12 protein-coding genes are annotated in these 16,651 nt (G+C 54.5%); 9 read left to right on the forward strand and 3 right to left on the reverse strand.

Translation table 11 applies throughout. From position 1 onward, the window contains the following. Window positions 1–186: 186 nt before the first annotated feature. Complete coding sequence (hmsP, locus tag ACO0U8_RS17655; RefSeq protein ID WP_056775711.1) at window positions 187–2,169, reverse strand: biofilm formation regulator HmsP; 1,983 nt, start codon at window positions 2,167–2,169, stop codon at window positions 187–189. Between the two features lie 581 nt (window positions 2,170–2,750). Between hmsP and ACO0U8_RS17660 the strand changes: the two genes are divergently transcribed. The 9 genes from ACO0U8_RS17660 (at window position 2,751) to ACO0U8_RS17700 (ending at window position 15,776) form a co-directional block, all read left to right on the forward strand. After that, window positions 2,751–3,533, forward strand: coding sequence for a hypothetical protein (locus ACO0U8_RS17660; RefSeq protein WP_421671349.1), 783 nt, complete (start codon window positions 2,751–2,753; stop codon window positions 3,531–3,533). Further along, window positions 3,524–4,327 carry a cellulose biosynthesis protein BcsQ gene (gene bcsQ, locus ACO0U8_RS17665; RefSeq protein WP_056775717.1) on the forward strand — a complete coding sequence of 268 codons (804 nt, stop codon included), beginning with the start codon at window positions 3,524–3,526 and terminating at the stop codon, window positions 4,325–4,327. Before ACO0U8_RS17660 ends, bcsQ begins: the two co-directional genes overlap by 10 nt. A 29-nt stretch (window positions 4,328–4,356) precedes the next feature. Beyond that, window positions 4,357–6,456 carry a UDP-forming cellulose synthase catalytic subunit gene (gene bcsA, locus ACO0U8_RS17670; RefSeq protein WP_421671350.1) on the forward strand — a complete coding sequence of 700 codons (2,100 nt, stop codon included), beginning with the start codon at window positions 4,357–4,359 and terminating at the stop codon, window positions 6,454–6,456. After that, entirely contained in the window at window positions 6,453–8,963 is a 2,511-nt protein-coding gene (gene bcsB, locus ACO0U8_RS17675) for a cellulose biosynthesis cyclic di-GMP-binding regulatory protein BcsB (RefSeq protein WP_056775722.1), read from the forward strand. The genes bcsA and bcsB overlap by 4 nt, the downstream gene beginning before the upstream one ends. A gap of 79 nt (window positions 8,964–9,042) precedes the next feature. Further along, window positions 9,043–12,993 (forward strand): cellulose synthase subunit BcsC-related outer membrane protein, encoded by a 3,951-nt coding sequence (locus tag ACO0U8_RS17680; protein ID WP_421671351.1) that lies wholly within the window; start codon window positions 9,043–9,045, stop codon window positions 12,991–12,993. Window positions 12,994–13,010: 17 nt separating this feature from the next. Next, entirely contained in the window at window positions 13,011–13,490 is a 480-nt protein-coding gene (gene bcsD, locus ACO0U8_RS17685) for a cellulose biosynthesis protein BcsD (RefSeq protein ID WP_056775726.1), read from the forward strand. A gap of 9 nt (window positions 13,491–13,499) precedes the next feature. Beyond that, the gene (locus tag ACO0U8_RS17690) at window positions 13,500–14,513 is read left to right on the forward strand and encodes a glycosyl hydrolase family 8 (RefSeq protein ID WP_183849851.1); all 1,014 of its coding nucleotides are present in this window, start codon (window positions 13,500–13,502) and stop codon (window positions 14,511–14,513) included. A 190-nt stretch (window positions 14,514–14,703) separates the two neighbouring features. Continuing rightward, window positions 14,704–15,168, forward strand: coding sequence for a mobile mystery protein A (locus tag ACO0U8_RS17695; RefSeq protein WP_421671352.1), 465 nt, complete (start codon window positions 14,704–14,706; stop codon window positions 15,166–15,168). Beyond that, window positions 15,168–15,776 (forward strand): mobile mystery protein B, encoded by a 609-nt coding sequence (locus ACO0U8_RS17700; protein WP_056775734.1) that lies wholly within the window; start codon window positions 15,168–15,170, stop codon window positions 15,774–15,776. The genes ACO0U8_RS17695 and ACO0U8_RS17700 overlap by 1 nt, the downstream gene beginning before the upstream one ends. Window positions 15,777–15,834: 58 nt before the next feature. Here the strand turns inward: ACO0U8_RS17700 and ACO0U8_RS17705 are convergent, their stop codons facing one another. Both ACO0U8_RS17705 and ACO0U8_RS17710 read right to left on the reverse strand, forming a co-directional pair. Beyond that, window positions 15,835–16,269, reverse strand: a complete 435-nt coding sequence (locus tag ACO0U8_RS17705) for a hypothetical protein (protein WP_217204230.1) — start codon at window positions 16,267–16,269, stop codon at window positions 15,835–15,837. Continuing rightward, complete coding sequence (locus tag ACO0U8_RS17710) at window positions 16,247–16,639, reverse strand: polymorphic toxin type 44 domain-containing protein (protein WP_238485180.1); 393 nt, start codon at window positions 16,637–16,639, stop codon at window positions 16,247–16,249. Before ACO0U8_RS17710 ends, ACO0U8_RS17705 begins: the two co-directional genes overlap by 23 nt. Between the last annotated feature and the right edge of the window lie 12 nt (window positions 16,640–16,651).

Raw genomic sequence — 16,651 nt, forward strand, 5'->3', positions numbered from 1 at the left:
TGTAGGGGTACAGATAATGAGCGACTGCCGAAAAATAACACCATCACAACATCATGGAAATATATTGTTTCCTCCGGAAAAGACGGGTCATGAAAAACCAGAGCTGAAAGCATTCAGCCGACGGAGAGTAAGTAAAAAAAGCAGATAAAATGACAGACAGGAACGGGTTTCCTGCCTTCAGAAGGGTCAGTCAGGCTGGCAGAATTTCAGTTCGAAGGCGTCTTTCGACAGTGGCGCGGAGAATAAATACCCCTGACCTAACAGAATGTTTTGCTCAAGTAACCACTGGCGTTGCGCTTCATTCTCGACACCTTCAGCCACCAGCTGGATGTTCATTGCGCGGGCGATCGAGGCCACAATATTGACCATCACATCGTCCTGCGGCAGAGCGCCGACAAAGCTGCGGTCGATTTTAATGACATCAATAGGCAGCGAACGCAGGCGGTTAAGATATTCGAGGCCAGAATAGCCAAGGCCGAAATCATCCAGTTCAATCGACACCCCTACGGCGCGCAGTTCGCCCAGTAGCAGCAGTGCGCGATCAAGGTCGTCGATACGCGCAGTTTCGGTGATTTCCAGCACCAGCTGTCCCGGATTGATTTTGTAGCGGCTCAGTAAACTGCGCAGTTCCGGCAGGAAATTGCGTTGCTGCACCTGAACGCCGGAGAGATTCACTGACAGGGGCAAATTAATCCCCCGCCGCTGCCAGTCAGCGAGGATGCCGCAGCCCAGTTCAAGAATTTTGTAGCCCAGCATGCTCATCACGCCGATTTCTTCGGCAAGCACAATGAAATCGCTTTCCAGCCCGTAACTGCCGTCGGCCATTTTCCGGCGCAGCAGCGCTTCAGCACCGACCACCGCGCGGGTGCGCATATTCACCTGCGGCTGGATAAACAGCGTGAAATCGTTCTGCTCCATGGCGTGCAGAATGTCGTTTTCCTGCAACAAACGTTTCTGAATCTTTGCCGTTAACTCCGGCTCAAAGAACAGAATTTGATTCTTACCCTGCTGATAAGCCGACACCCGTGCCGCCCGCGCATTGACCATCAACTGCTGCGCTGTGGCCGGGAACTCGCCGGTATATTGAACGATGCCGATACTGCCCGTCGGATGCAGAGACATATTGCCTGCATCGCTTTCCTGCGGTGCATTGATGCGTTCCATAATATGACGGGCGAGACGCATCGCCATAAATGGCCGGACAATGTCGCCGGCCAGCAAAGCAAATTCGTTATAGCTCAGGCGCGCCAGTAAGCAGTGCTCGGGCAGCGCATCAATGATGGATCTCACCAGCGGGCAATCGACGTGGCCGTCATCACGCAGGCTTTCGATACCTATCATTAACAGATGAAACCCTTTTTCCGGCTCGGTGGAGTGCAACCGGTGTTGCAGCCGCGACATAAACTGCTCTTCATTACTGATGCAGTCTTGTGCGGGTGGCTGCGCATCGCTGATCTCTTGCTGCAATTTTTGCATGTGCTGCTGATTACGGTTGTAACTGCGCACCAGCATGCCGATTTCATCATCTTCATGAAGCGCAGGCATGGTCAGCTGATGGTACGGCACATCGCTTTCCGGCAGGGATTCCAGCTCGCGGGCGATAGTGCGTACCGGTTTGACAATCAGCCGGTTAATGATCCAGCTGAGGGAAATGGTCAGGATCAGCGCCAGCAGCAGATACGTCGTCAGCATGGTGGACAGCGCGCTGACGATAAACTGGTACATCCGGTAGGAGTCAGCCTGCACGACCAGGTACGCCAGGGGTTTCGGGTCTTTCGGGCTGGCCGCGGCGGAATAAAGAGGAACGGAAATCGTGACGGGCAGATTGAATCCACGTGACACCCACTGCGGCACCGGGCGGCCTGGCGGAAAATGGGTGTGCAGCGCTGCGATTTCATTGGGCATCACCACATCCGCACGGCTGAGAATACCGACGGGTTGCAGTGTGTTCAGGATCTCCTGAGTTTCATCCAGATCGACGTCCAGCACCGCCTGGGACAGCGGTTCGCGGACAGAATGGGCGATATTTTCAAGCTGCTGGGCGTAATCATCCCTCCGTTGTTGCACAAAGTGGAACAACTGGATAATGATGAAAATACAAATAGTTATCGCAGCCACACTCGACACGGCTGCCATCTGCTTGATTGTTAATGAACGCCTGACCCGCAACTTAGTTCTCCATCAACCGCCGACCTGTTTTGCTCCGTTCTACTTATCAGGAACACTATTAGAGCGCAGTATACCTTATATCGTGTTATTTCGAGGCAAAACAGGGCCGTTAGGCTATAAAAAACAATGTGTTTGCACCTCTGAAATTATCACTGAAATACTTTATGTTATTTTACTGACGAAAAACCGACACTCTGCATTAACCCGATGATTAGTGGTGTTATTAAAATTCTGAGTTTAATGTCCCTGATGCAATCTCTGTGCTGCACATCACACAAAATGCAACCGTTTACTCTCACATAAGATAAAAAATCAGATAAAAAAAACAAAAAACCTTTTGTGACAGCCAGTTATAAGGGTATTGTTTTTTATGGTGCTATTCCTAATTTTTGTAAAAAGTGCTCCATGCTGTACAAGAACTGATATATTAAGATTAATCTTATCCTCAAAAAAAACTTCAAAAAAATTAAACCTTTTACACTCTTTATTAGCAGTTCTCGCTTGGTTGACAGCGTTTCTTGCTTGGCCGCTTTGACGTCCAGATAATTCCCACAAAAATATAATCCTACCGGGCGGGATATATGAACAAATATGACGACATTAAGCGTTTTATGGATAAGACCAACCTTAAACAGCTTGATTACAAAGAGCTAAATGATAAATCGACCGGAGAATCAATTACCGGTTCGATGAATCAATGGACCTTGATCAAGCAGGTTTCTGCCAGCCAGACGCCGGGTGGCCCCTTAGATAACGGGCGCTCGACGCAGCCCACGCCACAGTCCATTTCTGCTGATGAATTCTCGCCACAGTCGGCGCAGGAAGCGATACATGCCCAGCATTTGCAGCCGCAGACTGAGTCCGCTGCGCCCGAACACGCCGGCCCCATGTCTTCAGAAGTCCATCCTCCGGCGGCGGGCTTTGGTTTGCTCGATGCCCTGCGTGAAACTCTGCCGCCCGTGCCTGAACATCCGGCACCCGCGCCAGCACAGGCTCCGCATTCTCCCCCGGTTCATTCGACGCCGGCACTGCACGCGCAGTCTGTGATACCGGACAACGGTTCAGGTTTGCTCGACTCCCTGCGCAAAGCCATGCCGCAAGCGCCGCGTCAGCCACCCGTGCCCCCGGCCAGCGCAGCGCCCGCGCCTGCAGCGCCGGTGTATCAGCCTGCACCGGTGATCCGTTCAACCCCATTACAGAGTCCGGCACCCGCGCACGTGGCGCCCGCATCTGCGGCGTCTGCCGATACCGATCAGCGTTTTAAACAGATGTTTAAACAGCGGGCGCCTCAGCCTGCCGGCGCTTATCTGCATCGCGACACACCGCTTCAACCTTTGTTAGAGATGATTGCCTCATGCCGTTAGTTTGCGTTTGTTCACCGAAAGGTGGGGTTGGAAAAACCACGGTGGCCTCCAACCTGGCCTATTCGCTTGCCCGCAGCGGCAGCAAAGTACTGGTCATCGATTTTGATGTGCAGAATGCCCTGCGCCTCCATTTTGGTGTGCCTATTTCCGATACCCGCGGTTTTGTCGCCGGGTCAGGCAATGAATCCGACTGGAGCCAGTTTATTCTCAAAGCCGGGTCGAACACGTTTGTGCTGCCCTATGGCGAAGTGAGCGAAGATCAGCGGCTGGAGTTTGAACATCAGTTAGCCAGCGATCCGCATTTTTTACCGCGCGGATTAAATACCGTCCTGAATTATCCGGGGTTAATTATTATTGCGGATTTCCCTCCCGGCCCGAGCCCGGCATTAAAAGCCGTGCAGAGCATTGCTGATTTACATGTTGTGGTCATGCTGGCAGATACGGCGTCATTGTCTTTACTGCCGTTAATGGAAAAGAACAAATTAATAGGCACCCCGCTGAATAATAAGAAAGGGGAATATTACGTTGTGAACCAAAGTGACACCCGCCGGACATTAAGCCGCGATGTCACGCAATTTTTCGAACAGCGTTTAAATGAAAGATTATTAGGCACAATACACAGGGATGAATGTGTGCCGGAGGCGAATGCCTCTCAGCGATCTATTATTGATTTCAGTCCGGTATCAGCGTCCGCGTTTGATATTGAACTGATCAGCAAAAAAGTCGCCGCCATTTTAGGGATTAAAGTCGGTGATGGTGAATTACACGCCGCGCCTAAAACCGGCAGTTATTAACTGTCACTGATAACAGCGATCCCAAAGCGATGAATAAATTCCTGTTTTCCCTGCTTGTGCTTCTGCTGCTGCCGGTGGCAGCAGTTATCGTCATCACGCCAATGGACAGCCAGAAGCAGTACATCTTCGGGCTGATCAGTATTGGTCTTTTATTTTTACTGGGCATCAGTAAAAGCCGCCGGATAAGTGTGGTCATGGTCATCATGTCAGTCATGATGTCCACGCGATATATTTACTGGCGCGCCACAGAAACTCTGCATTTCAATTCCACCATTGAAGCTATTTTAGGCATCGGCTTATTCCTCGCCGAGCTGTATGTCTGGCTTATTTTGTTACTGGGTTATCTGCAAACCACCTGGCCGCTGAAACGCACCATCGAACCTTTGCCGGATGACACCACATTGTGGCCAACGGTGGATGTGTATATTCCCTCGTATAACGAAAGTCTGGACGTGGTGCGTGATACCGTTCTGGCGGCGCAGTGCATCGATTATCCAAAAGACAAAATCAAAATATACGTACTCGATGACGGCAAGCGCGACGAATTTGCGGTGTTCTCCGCCGATGCAGGCGTGGGATATATCACCCGCGACAATAACGCCCATGCAAAAGCCGGTAACCTGAATCACGCAATGAAACTCACCAAGGGCGAGCTGATTTGCGTATTCGATTGCGACCACGTTGCGACCCGCGCCTTTTTACAGGCCACCGTCGGCAGCTTCCTGAAAGACCCACGTCTGGCCCTGATCCAGACGCCGCACTACTTCTATTCACCGGATCCGTTCGAACGTAACCTGTCCGCTGGCCGCACCATGCCAAACGAAGGTGCGCTGTTCTACGGCCCGGTTCAGCAAGGTAACGATAACTGGAACGCGACGTTCTTCTGCGGTTCCTGTGCCGTGATCCGCCGCGTGGCGCTGGAAGAAGTCGGCGGCTTTGCGGTGGAAACCGTCACCGAAGATGCGCACTCGGCGTTGAAAATGCAGCGTCGTGGCTGGAACACCGCGTTTCTGGATATCCCGCTGGCGGCGGGTCTGGCAACAGAACGCCTCGGCCTGCACGTTATTCAGCGTACCCGCTGGGCGCGCGGTATGACGCAGATTTTCCGCGTCGATAACCCGTTGTTTGGCCGTGGTCTGAAATGGCAGCAGCGTCTGTGCTACCTGAACGCCATGCTGCACTTCCAGTTTGGTCTGCCGCGCGTGGTGTTCCTGACCGCGCCGCTGGCGTTCCTGCTGTTCAACCTGAACATCATCTCCTCGTCCGCCAGCCTGATTTTTGCTTATGCGCTGCCGCATCTGGTGATGTCGCTGTACATCAACTCCCGCATGAATGGCCGTTTCCGCTATACCTTCTGGGGTGAAATTTACGAAACCGTGATGGCGTTCCACCTGATCCTGCCAACGCTGGTGACCATGTTCGCGCCAAAACGCGGCAAGTTTAACGTCACCGACAAAGGCGGGTTACTGGACGTCGGCTTCTTTGACTTCAACATCGTCAAACCTCACCTGATCGTCGCCATTCTGATGATTATCGGCATCGGTTACGGGCTGGTACGCGCGGTGTTCCACAACTACTTTGCCATCGATCCGAACGTTATCGCCCTGAACGTGGCGTGGGGCAGCTTCAGCGTCCTGATCCTGCTGGCGGCGATTGCCGTCGCGAAAGAAACCCGTCAGGTGCGTAAAACCATCCGTATTGATGTGGCGATCCCGGCCATCATTCATTACGCCAATGGCATTTCTCTGCGTACCACCACCATTGATATGTCGATGGGTGGCGTGCAGCTGGTGACGCCGGATGTGCGTTATCTGGAAGAAGAAATTGAAGAAGTGGAAATTCAGCTTTCATCTGGCGCGGAGAGTTTCCCGGTCACGCAGATCAGCGGCAACAAAGAGCGCATTCGTCTGCAATTTGAAAACCTGCCGCTGTCTAAACGCCGCGAACTGGTGCGTGTGGTTCTGTGCCGTGCGGATGCCTGGATTGGTGAAGAATACCCGCCAGACAACCCGTTCAAATCGCTGATCAGCATCATCCGCTGCGTATTTGAATTGTTCTACAACACCTGGAAAGAACGCCGCGGCAAAAATACACCCGCTGAAACCACCAGCAAGAGTGAAGCAGCATGAACCGACCTCGTAAACCGATGAGTAAACGCCGTTTGTCTGCGGTGCCTGGCACGTCCCTTTTCAGAAAAATCACCACCGGCCTGCTGCTGACCTTCAGCAGCCTGCCGTTTACCCATGCTGAAGACGCTCCCGCTGCGGCGGTTGATCCGGCAACCAGTTTGCCCGCCGCCCCTTCGTGGCTGCCCCCGGCGCCGGTAATGCCAGAACAAACGGCACCCGCAGACACCGCCGCGCCACCAGTGGCTCAGCCGGTGCCCTCAGAATATGCGCCCCAGACCGATACCACGCCGGTCAACAACAGCGAGTCGGCAAATGCTGCGGCTGTGGCTGCCGATCCTGCCGCCGCGCCTGCCCCGGTGATCCCGCTGGTTCAGCCGGTCACCAGCAACGTGACCGTCGCCGAAATGGGCCAGCCAAACGGCCTGACCCTCAGCGGCGGCCAGTTACAGTCGGGTATTCTCTTCACCCTGCCAGCCGATGAAGTGGTGACCAACGCCCATCTTTCGCTGGCACTGAAAATTTCTCCCGCGCTTATCGCCCGCGATACCACGCTGGAGCTGATGCTCAACGGCCAGCCGCTGGGCAATCTGCCGCTCAACCAGAGCAGTAACGGCGGCGATGTCTACGAACTGGATATCCCGTCAGCGATGGTGGTATCGAGCAACAACCTGAGCTTTCGCGTGCATGACAGCAACACCATGACCTGCGAGAAAGATCAGTCGGACAAATATTGGGTCACGATTTTGCCTACCACCAGCATTGGTCTGGAAGGTCAGCAGCTGAACATTGGCCGCAATCTGGGCAATTTCCCGCGCCCGTTCTTCGACAGCCTGCAAATGCAGGAATCTAAAATCACCATGGGCTTCTCCTCGGCGATGAAACCGGGAGATGTCAGCGCAGCGGCGATGGTGTCTTCGTATCTCGGCATGTTATCCGATTATCGCGACGTGGATTTCCCGGTGATCCTGAACGATTTGCCCGATCAGAACGGCATTCTGTTTGGCAAACCGGGGGACAAAATCGGTTCGCTCACCCTGCCGTCCAGCAGTGGTGCATCGATTCAAATCATCGATAACCCGATCAATCCGGTCTACAAACTGCTGCTGGTGCTGGGCAATGATGATAATCAGCTGCGCCAGGCGGCTTACCGTCTGATAAGCGGCGGTATGCCGAACAACACCGATCATCTGGACGTCGCGCAGCAAACTATTCCGTCGAGCAAACCTTACGATGCGCCACGCTGGATAGACACGTCGCGCCCGGTCACGCTGGGCGAACTGGCGGGTAAAGATCCGGATTCACTGATTTCTAACGGCATTTATCACGATGGTATTCAGGTTGCGTTTCGCGCTGCGCCGGATCTGTTCATGTGGGACGGACACAATATTCCGGTGCGCATTGATTACCGCTTCCCGACCGAAAACTGGATCGATGAAGACACCTCACGGCTCAATGTGTCCATCAACAGCAACTTCCTGCGCAGCCTGACGGTCAACAAAGTCGGTCTGGTGGAAAACCTCTGGCGTCGCCTCGGCGGTGACAGTCGTCAGGAACGCTACACCATGCAGCTCGCGCCGTACCTGATTTACGGCGACAACCAGTTGCAGTTCTATTTCGACATCAAACCGAAAAAAGACGCGCCGTGCAGCATTCTGACCAGCGACAACATCAAGAGCCGCATCGATCCGAAATCCTTCATCGACCTGAGCGGAAGTTACCATTTCGCCCAGTTGCCGAACCTGTCGTATTTCGTGGGGGCTTCTTATCCGTATTCCAAACTGGCTGATTTCTCAGACACGCTGATGTTGCTGCCACCGCAACCGAGCGCGGATGAAATTCACACCTTGCTGAACCTCGCCGCGCGCGCAGGGAAAGCCACCGGCGTGCCGGTGAGCCATGTGCAGGTTGCCTTTGGCCTGTCGGGTGATGAACAGGGAAACCCGCTGTTTGACCGCGATATTCTGGCCGTCACGACGCTGGGCGACGCCGCCTTCACGCAGCAGCTGCTGGCCGATTCCCCCTTTGGCGTAAACGCGAACTCGATGGGCGTAAAAACACCGACGCAGGTGCAGCGCATGGTGGCCTGGCTGACCGGCGACTGGTACCGCCAGCCGGTGGATGCCGACCGTTATCTGTCGTCAACCGGCGCCTGGCGCGGCTTTGTCAGCTTCCGCTCCCGCTGGTCAAACGATCACGTCGTGGTGGTCGCCACGGGGACTGACGATCAGCAACTGCTGAAAATTCACAACGATCTCAAATCGCCACAAATCAACGCCAACGTGCGTGGCGATCTGGCGATCATCACCGATGAAAACGGCATTCGCAGCTTCTCGGTCGGCCAGCAATTCCCGACCGGACAAATGCCGTGGTACATGATGGTGCTCTGGTACGCCAGCACGCACATCGTGATCCTGTCGCTGATTGCCACGCTGGTTTCGCTGGTGGTGGGCCTGAGCCTGTTCGTCGTTCTGCGCGGGCACGCGGCCAAACGTCTGGGTCAAAAATGAAAAGTCTCGAACGAAGAAAAAGAACAATAAAGGTGGCCGTTACTCCCGGCTATAACCTGGCGATTACCGGAGCTGGAAAATGAAAAAACATAAACTGTCCCTGGCGGTGATCAGGGCTATTTATCTGGTAGGGATCGCCGGAGCCGTAAGTTTCAGTGCCGCCACATTGGCGGCGGACACCACCAATCCGGCCATGAAAGCGCTGTTTGATCAGGCCGCTTACTGGCACGAACGCGCCCATGACGATCTGGCAAAAGACGCCTTGCAGAAAGTGCTGCTGGTCGAGCCGAACAACGCACAGGCGCTGTACCTGATGTCGCTGTACTCCATGCAGAGCGGTGACAAAACGGCGGCGAACCAATGGCGCGAAAAACTCTCGGCTGCCTCACCGGACGATCCGCGTCTGGCCTCGCTCAACAGCGCCAAAGCCATGCAGTCGATTCCTCCGGCGCAGCTCGCCTCTGCCCGCCAGATGGCCGCGCAGGGCAACGTCAGCGGTTCGCTCTCGGCCTACCGCACCATCTTCAACGGCAATCAGCCGCTCGACAGTCTGGCGACCGAATATTACCTGACCATGGCGGGCGATAAGTCGCTCCAGCCGCAGGCGATTCAGGGATTACAGCAGCGCGTGGCCTCACGCCCGGACGATACTCAGGCGCGTCTGGCGCTGGGTAAAGTACTGACTTATCAGGAATCGTCGCGCCGCGATGGCATCAAACTGCTGAGCACGCTGGCGGGCAGTAACAGCGATGCCGACCGGTCACTGCGTCAGGCATTGTTGTGGATGGCGCCGCAGGAAAGCGATCGTGACCTGTATCAGGGCTATCAGGCGCGCCACCCCAATGACACCGGCGTGATGGCCTACTTCCAGAAAAATATCGGCGGCGCAGCCAAAGGTCAGGGCTTTACTGCGCTCAACAGCGGTAACGTTACCGACGCCAAAGCCAAGTTTGAAAGCGTGCTGGCGGGCGATCCGAACGACGCCGACGCGCTGGCCGGTCTGGGGTATATCGCGCAGCGCAGCGGTGATTTCGAAGCCGCCTCGCAATACCTTAGCAAAGCCGCCGCACAGGGCGGGCCGAACAGCGCACAGCTGAGCAATCAGGCGCAGGACTCGGCATTTTATGCCCAGCTGGCGAAAGCCAAAGACGCAGCCGGTTCCGGCAGTTACGACGCCGCACTGGCGGCTGTCACGCCGCTGACCCAGGTCGGAGGCGAGAAAGGTCAGTCAGCCGGTTTGCTGCGCGCCGACATTCTGCGCCGTAAAGGCGATCTGGCCGGTGCCGAGCAGCAATACAGCGCGCTTGGCGACAATGCCGATGCCCGCGCCGGACTGTTCTACGTGCTGCGTCAGCAGAACAAATCTGCCGAAGCCAGCGAAGTATTGAAAACGCTGCCTGCGGATATTCAGAACAAAATGAATCCGCCGAAAGTGGCGGATGTCATCGAGCCGTTACGCCGTCAGGCGGCGCAGGCCGTGGCGAATAACGATCCGCAACGGGCGCTGAATTTACTTCAGCAGGCGCAGGAACGTCAGCCGTCAAACGTCTGGGTGAAACTGGATATGGCGCGCATTCTGCAATCGCAGGGGCAAACCGCGCAGGCGCAATCCATCATGGCCCCGTCTTCGCGTCCCGGCGCGTCTTCAGCCGATCTCTACGCGGCCGCCTTATTTGCCTCCGAAACCAAAAACTGGTCCACCGCCAGCGCCCTGCTCTCGCGCATTCCGCGTGGCAGTCAGAATCAGGGTATGCGTGAGCTGGCGCAGCGCGCCAACTTCAATGCGCAAATGGCCGATGCGGAGAACTATCTGCAACAGGGCAACAGCGCGGCCGCCGCCAACACCTTACGCGCACTGGCGCAGAATCCGCCTTCCGCGCCGGCTGACGTCGGTGCGCTGGCGAAAAATCTGGCCGCCACCGGGCAGCTTCCGCTGGCGGTACAACTGGTGCGCCAGAACATGCGCAACGGTGTGAAAGGCAACGCCGGGGATTACGCCGATCAGGTGACGGTGCTGAATCAGGCCGGGCTGAGTAACGAAGCCCAGGCCTTCCTGCAAAATCCGGAGATTCAGTCCGGCACCTCACCGACCGCGCTGGCGAATCTGCGCAACGGTTTCGTCATCACTCAGGCCGATCAGCTGCGTGAACAGGGCCAGTATGCCGCGGCTTACGACAAGCTTATCGTCGCCCTGCAGGCCGACCCGCAAAACCGCGACTTGATGCTGGCAATGGCACGCCTGTATCAGTCCGGCAAGCTCAACAAACAGGCAGGTCAGGTCTACAACTACCTGATGACCAACGACACACCGAATCAGGATGCCCGCGTGGGGGCGATCAATATCGCGCTGGGCGAAGGCGATACGGCGCGCGCACAGCAACTGATGAATGGGCTGACCGGCCCTCGCACGCCGGACCGCCTGTTACTGGCTGCCCGCGTTGCCGAAGCGCAGGGCGACCATCAGCAGGCGATGGCGCTGTTGCGTTCCGCGAAGGGCAAGATGATCGGTCTGGAAGGCGCAGACGGTTCGGCGCAGGTCGCCGGATTGCAGCTTTCCGACAATCCGTTCATCAACCGTTCAACGCGCACCACGCGTTCCACCACCCAGTCCACTTATGGCACGGTACTGCCGTGGCAACAAACCGATCAGACCTCGGTTAACAGCACGGTGCCGGTACCGGGTGCTGCGCCAACCGCCGTGGTGCAGCGTAATGCAACGGAAAAACAGATCGACGACATGCTCGACGATTTGCAGGGCAAAACCGCGACCTGGGCGCAGGGCGAGATGTCGATCCGTGGACGTGACGGCGAAAGCGGCCTCAGTCAGCTGACCGAAGCCAAAGCGCCAATGACTTTCGCCTTCGTGCCGTTCGATACGTCGCGTCTGAGCATCGGCGTTACGCCGGTTTCCCTCAGCGCAGGCAGCCCGGCCGGTACGGCCAATGCCCGATTTGGTCAGGGGGCGCTGGCACAAGCGCAGTCTGCACAGAAAGATGTGGCAGCGGCGGCAACAGCAGCGGGGCTGGATCCCACATTAAGTCTTTCTGATTTGAGAAAAAGTATCTCTGCCACTGACCTCAGTACGGCGTGTGCGGCGGGGGGCGATGCGGCAACCTGTGCCGCCTACGGCACCATCAACAGCATAGATCCAACGACGTATAGCGCGACGGATGCTGGCAATCAAAGTGCCACCGGCGTGGAAGTGAACGCCGCACTGACCGGTGACAGCTACAAAGCCGATGTGGGCAGTACGCCGCTCGGGCAGGATCTGAACTCGCTGGTCGGTGGCGTGCAATGGGCACCAAAACTGACCGACTTCACCACGCTGACGGTCACCGCAGAACGCCGCGCAATCACCGACAGTATTCTGTCTTACGTCGGTACCAAAGATAACTACAGCGGAAAAGAGTGGGGCCAGGTCACCAAAAACGGCGGCAGCGTCAATCTTTCCTATGATGACGGCGACGCCGGGTTCTATGCCGGTGCCGGTTATTACAGCTATCTGGGTAATAACGTGAAGAGCAACCAGTCGGTTAACGCCAACGCCGGGTTGTACGTTCGTCCGTATCGTTACGATGATCGCGAGCTGAAAACCGGCATCAACGTCGGTTACATGGATTTCGACAAAAACCTCAGCTACTACAGCTACGGCCAGGGCGGTTACTTCAGCCCGCAGAACTACGTCAGCGTCTCCTTCCCGGTGGAATACACTCAGAAGTATGACGACTGGGATTTGAAATTGTCCGGCTCTGTGGGTTATCAGTCCTATTCTCAGGATAAGAGCGCCTACTTCCCGAACAACCCGGACTTGCAGAAACAGCTGGAAGACCTGGTGGCCGCGGGCTACGGCACCGAAGCGTACTATTCCGGTAAAACCGAAAATGGTATCGGCTGGAATGCGGGCGTGGGCGGCAACTATCATCTGAACAAGAACATGCAGATTGGCGGACAGGTTGGCTACGATACTTTCGGTGATTACAACGAGAGCAAAGCGCAGGTCTACTTCCGCTATCTGATGGGCCAAAATTAAACCGGTGGAATAAAACCATGCAGGAACAGAACTATACTCAGGTCGCGCAGGATTATTACCGCCAGCGTCACACCACGCCGGGCTGGCAAAGTCTGGTGCAGGTGCTATTTTCAGGTATTCTGGCCTCCGCCGACGACGAGGATGGCCGCCGGTTTCTCACGCTGATGGGCGGCAATCTGGCGCGTCAGCATGCGTTACCGGTTTCCGCCACGCTCGGCGAACTGGAAGAAAACATTAATCACCTTCTCAGCCGCTTTGACTGGGGCGTGGTGAAAATTGAAGCCACCCGGCAGCAGCTCACGCTGGTGCACATCGCCTGGCCGGTTTCGCCTCAGGGCGAGAACGACGAACTGTGGCGCATCGCGCTGATTTCGCTGTTTGAAGGGCTGTATGCACAATGGTTGCAGGCGCAAGGCGGGCAGCCTTACGTTCCGCTGCGCTGGCAGGAAAGTACACCCGAAGGCGCATTCGTCTTCCGTTATCAAAATGGTTTGTAAGGAATTTTTATGTTGGCATTTCGACGCTACGGCCTGGTGCTGTGGTTCGGTCTGGTTTTCTCTTTATTCACCACGGCAGTAATGGCGCAGGATCAGGGCTGGTCAGCCTTCAAAAGTCGTTTCCTGATGCCTGATGGCCGGATCATTGATACCGCCAATAAAAACGTCAGTCACACCGAAGGCCAGGGGTTCAGCATGCTGCTGGCCGTCTTTAACGACGATCAGGCGACCTTCGACAAACTGTGGCAATGGGCGAACAACACGCTGTACCGCAAAGACATCGGCCTTTACTCCTGGCGCTATGACCCGAATAACAGCGTCCACGTGGCCGACAAAAATAACGCCTCCGACGGTGACCAGCTTATCGCCTGGGCGCTGCTGCTGGCGGGCGATAAATGGAGTGATTCGCGCTATACCAAAGCTTCAGAGAAATTGCAGTCGGCGCTGATCAAATACAACGTGATTGATTACGCCGGTTACAAAGTGATGTTGCCGGGCGTGACCGGGTTTAATCAAACCAGCAACGTCACCGTCAACGCGTCCTACTTCATCTTCCCGGCGTGGAAAGCGTTTTACGCTCACAGCCACCTGAAGGTATGGAAAGATCTGGATGAAAGCGGCACCGCGATGCTCAGCAAAATGGCCTTCGGTGAATTCCGTCTGCCGACTGACTGGGTTGATATGCAAGCCGATGGCAGCATGAAACCCGCCAGCCGCTGGCCGACCCGCTTCAGTTACGACGCAATACGTATCCCGCTGTACCTCGCCTGGGCACATCCGGGCAGCCCGCAGCTGGCACCGTTCATTCTGTGGTGGCAAAAATCGCCACGCACCGCGACCCCGGCCTGGATTGACGTCATGACCGGCACCAAAGCGGGCTACAACATGTCACCGGGATTACTGGCTATCCGCGACTTCACCATGGCCAATGCCGGCGCGATCAGCCCGAATCTGGCCCCGAAAGACGATTACTACTCCTCAACGCTGCAACTGCTGAGCTGGTGGGCGAGTCAGAAAGGGTAAGTGCGGTTTGCATCAAAAAGGCCAGTCAGGGAATGCTGACTGGCCTTTTTTGTTGAAATTTATTGTATATAGGCAATAGAAAAAACGTAAATCAATTGCATATATACAATTGATTTTATCTTTTTTGATTGTATATTTAATATTTAAATACAATGATTTCATTGTAAATATACAATCAGAAGGTTTCTTCATGTGGGATAAAGAGTTAAAAATCAAACAGGTAGATAATATTTTAAAAAGTATGAAGCCAGAGCGAAATGTAAAACGCCCTAAAAAAGGCTGGTTGCAGTTGCTGAGATCCACACTGGGAATGAGCACACGCGCTTTGGGTGAGAGATGCGGGCTAAGTCAGTCGCGTATTTCGTTGATCGAAAAAGGAGAGATCGACGGTACTTTGACCCTTAATACCCTGGAGAAAGTCGCGGAAGGTCTGAATTGTGAACTGGTATACTTTTTACAGCCAAAACAAGGACAAACACTCGAAGATCTGCGGGAACACCAGGCAGAAAAAAAAGCGAAATACCTGACTCAGTACACTGAAATTCATATGTCGCTGGAACAGCAACCCACATCATCAGCTTTTCAAAAATCGACACAAGACAAGCTTAAAAGCGAGCTCTTACAAAAATGGCCTCGGGATTTCTGGGATGAATAATGAGCGAAACCATCAATGATGGCCTACCCGAAGGGGCGACGGAACTTAGCCCTGATGATCTGGCCGGTTTACTTCCCGATTATATCGTTACCCGGGAAGACCTGAATCAATTTGAAAAAACAAACATTCAGAATGCATTAGCGCGCCTCAGCCGTCAGAAGCTGAGTTGCCAGCAGATCTTAACGGTGGATTTCTGTCTTCAGCTACACCGAAACATGTTTGATAAAACATGGGAATGGGCAGGGCAACTTAGACGCAGAGAGGTCAACATCGGGAATACACCGCCTTATATGATCTCAATGCGTGTCAGGGATACCCTGGATAATGCAGCGTACTGGGTTGAAAACGACACCTATCCGCGCGATGAAATCTGTCTGAGACTTCACAGAGACATTGTATGGATCCACCCTTTTCCCAATGGAAATGGAAGGCATTCCCGAATTTATTGCGACATACTGCGTCGTGCCCTCGGGAGTGGGTATTTTTCATGGGGAAGCTCAGGCGGCGAACTCGTCTCCCCTGACGAACATCGTGCTGAATACATTGTGGCTCTGAGAGAAGCTGACCGCGGCGATTATACCCGGCTCATCAGGTTTGCTGCTGGCTAGGTTTACATCAAACAGGCCAGTCAGGGAATGCTGACTGGCCTGTTTGATGAATCGCAGTTTAATTAATTTGATAGCTAAAATTAGCCGTATAGCTGTGGCTGTTATAGATATAGCTCGCAGCATTGCTTAACGACAAAACGTTTCCGCTATAGGTAACATTCACCCGGTTATTCGCACCGGTGCTGATATCAACAATGGTTCCACTTCCTGAGATAAACGGAAAACCTTCCGCCAGCGACTTAACAACGTCACTATTGTTACCCTTCAGTTCCCCCGCCAGATAATATCTGTAATGGAATGGAACCGTTGCGCCACCACTTTGGCTTTCAGTCATGTACAACCACATATGGTCATTGATTTTTTGGGTGCGGAGCAATTTATCTCCGGCGGGATCATCTTCGCTATGACTAAGCCACCAGAAACCAATGACCAGAAGTAACAGGGTAAGGGTTACAACACGATGCAGCCATTTAATAGCCATTCTGAATGGCATAATCGATCCCTTCTTGTATGTTGCGCTGATCTGTCGGGTCATCGCCATATGGCGGCTTTTGAGTCCATTTTCCCCACTCAGGTTTCGATGTTCCTGCGCGTCCTTGCGCAAACCCTGCGCCCATAAGGAGTGTATTTGCCGGTATACCTGCTGCTGTTCCTGCAGCACCGAAGTTAAAATTCCCGAAGGCCGCCCAGTAAGGATCATACGCTTTATAATCCCAGGGGCCGTGGTTCCTCACTTTCTGATAAAACCAATAATATGTACTTGCTGTCGCCATGTTTCTCGATGTTCCATGCTGCCTTGATTCTCTCATATTATTTTGAATAACCAGAGAACCGGGTCCGGATAGGGGAACGGATGCCATCATAAACGTCCTGTT

Source organism: Rahnella sp. EDr1-12, assembly GCF_049206505.1.
Taxonomy (GTDB): Bacteria; Pseudomonadota; Gammaproteobacteria; order Enterobacterales; family Enterobacteriaceae; genus Rahnella; species Rahnella rivi.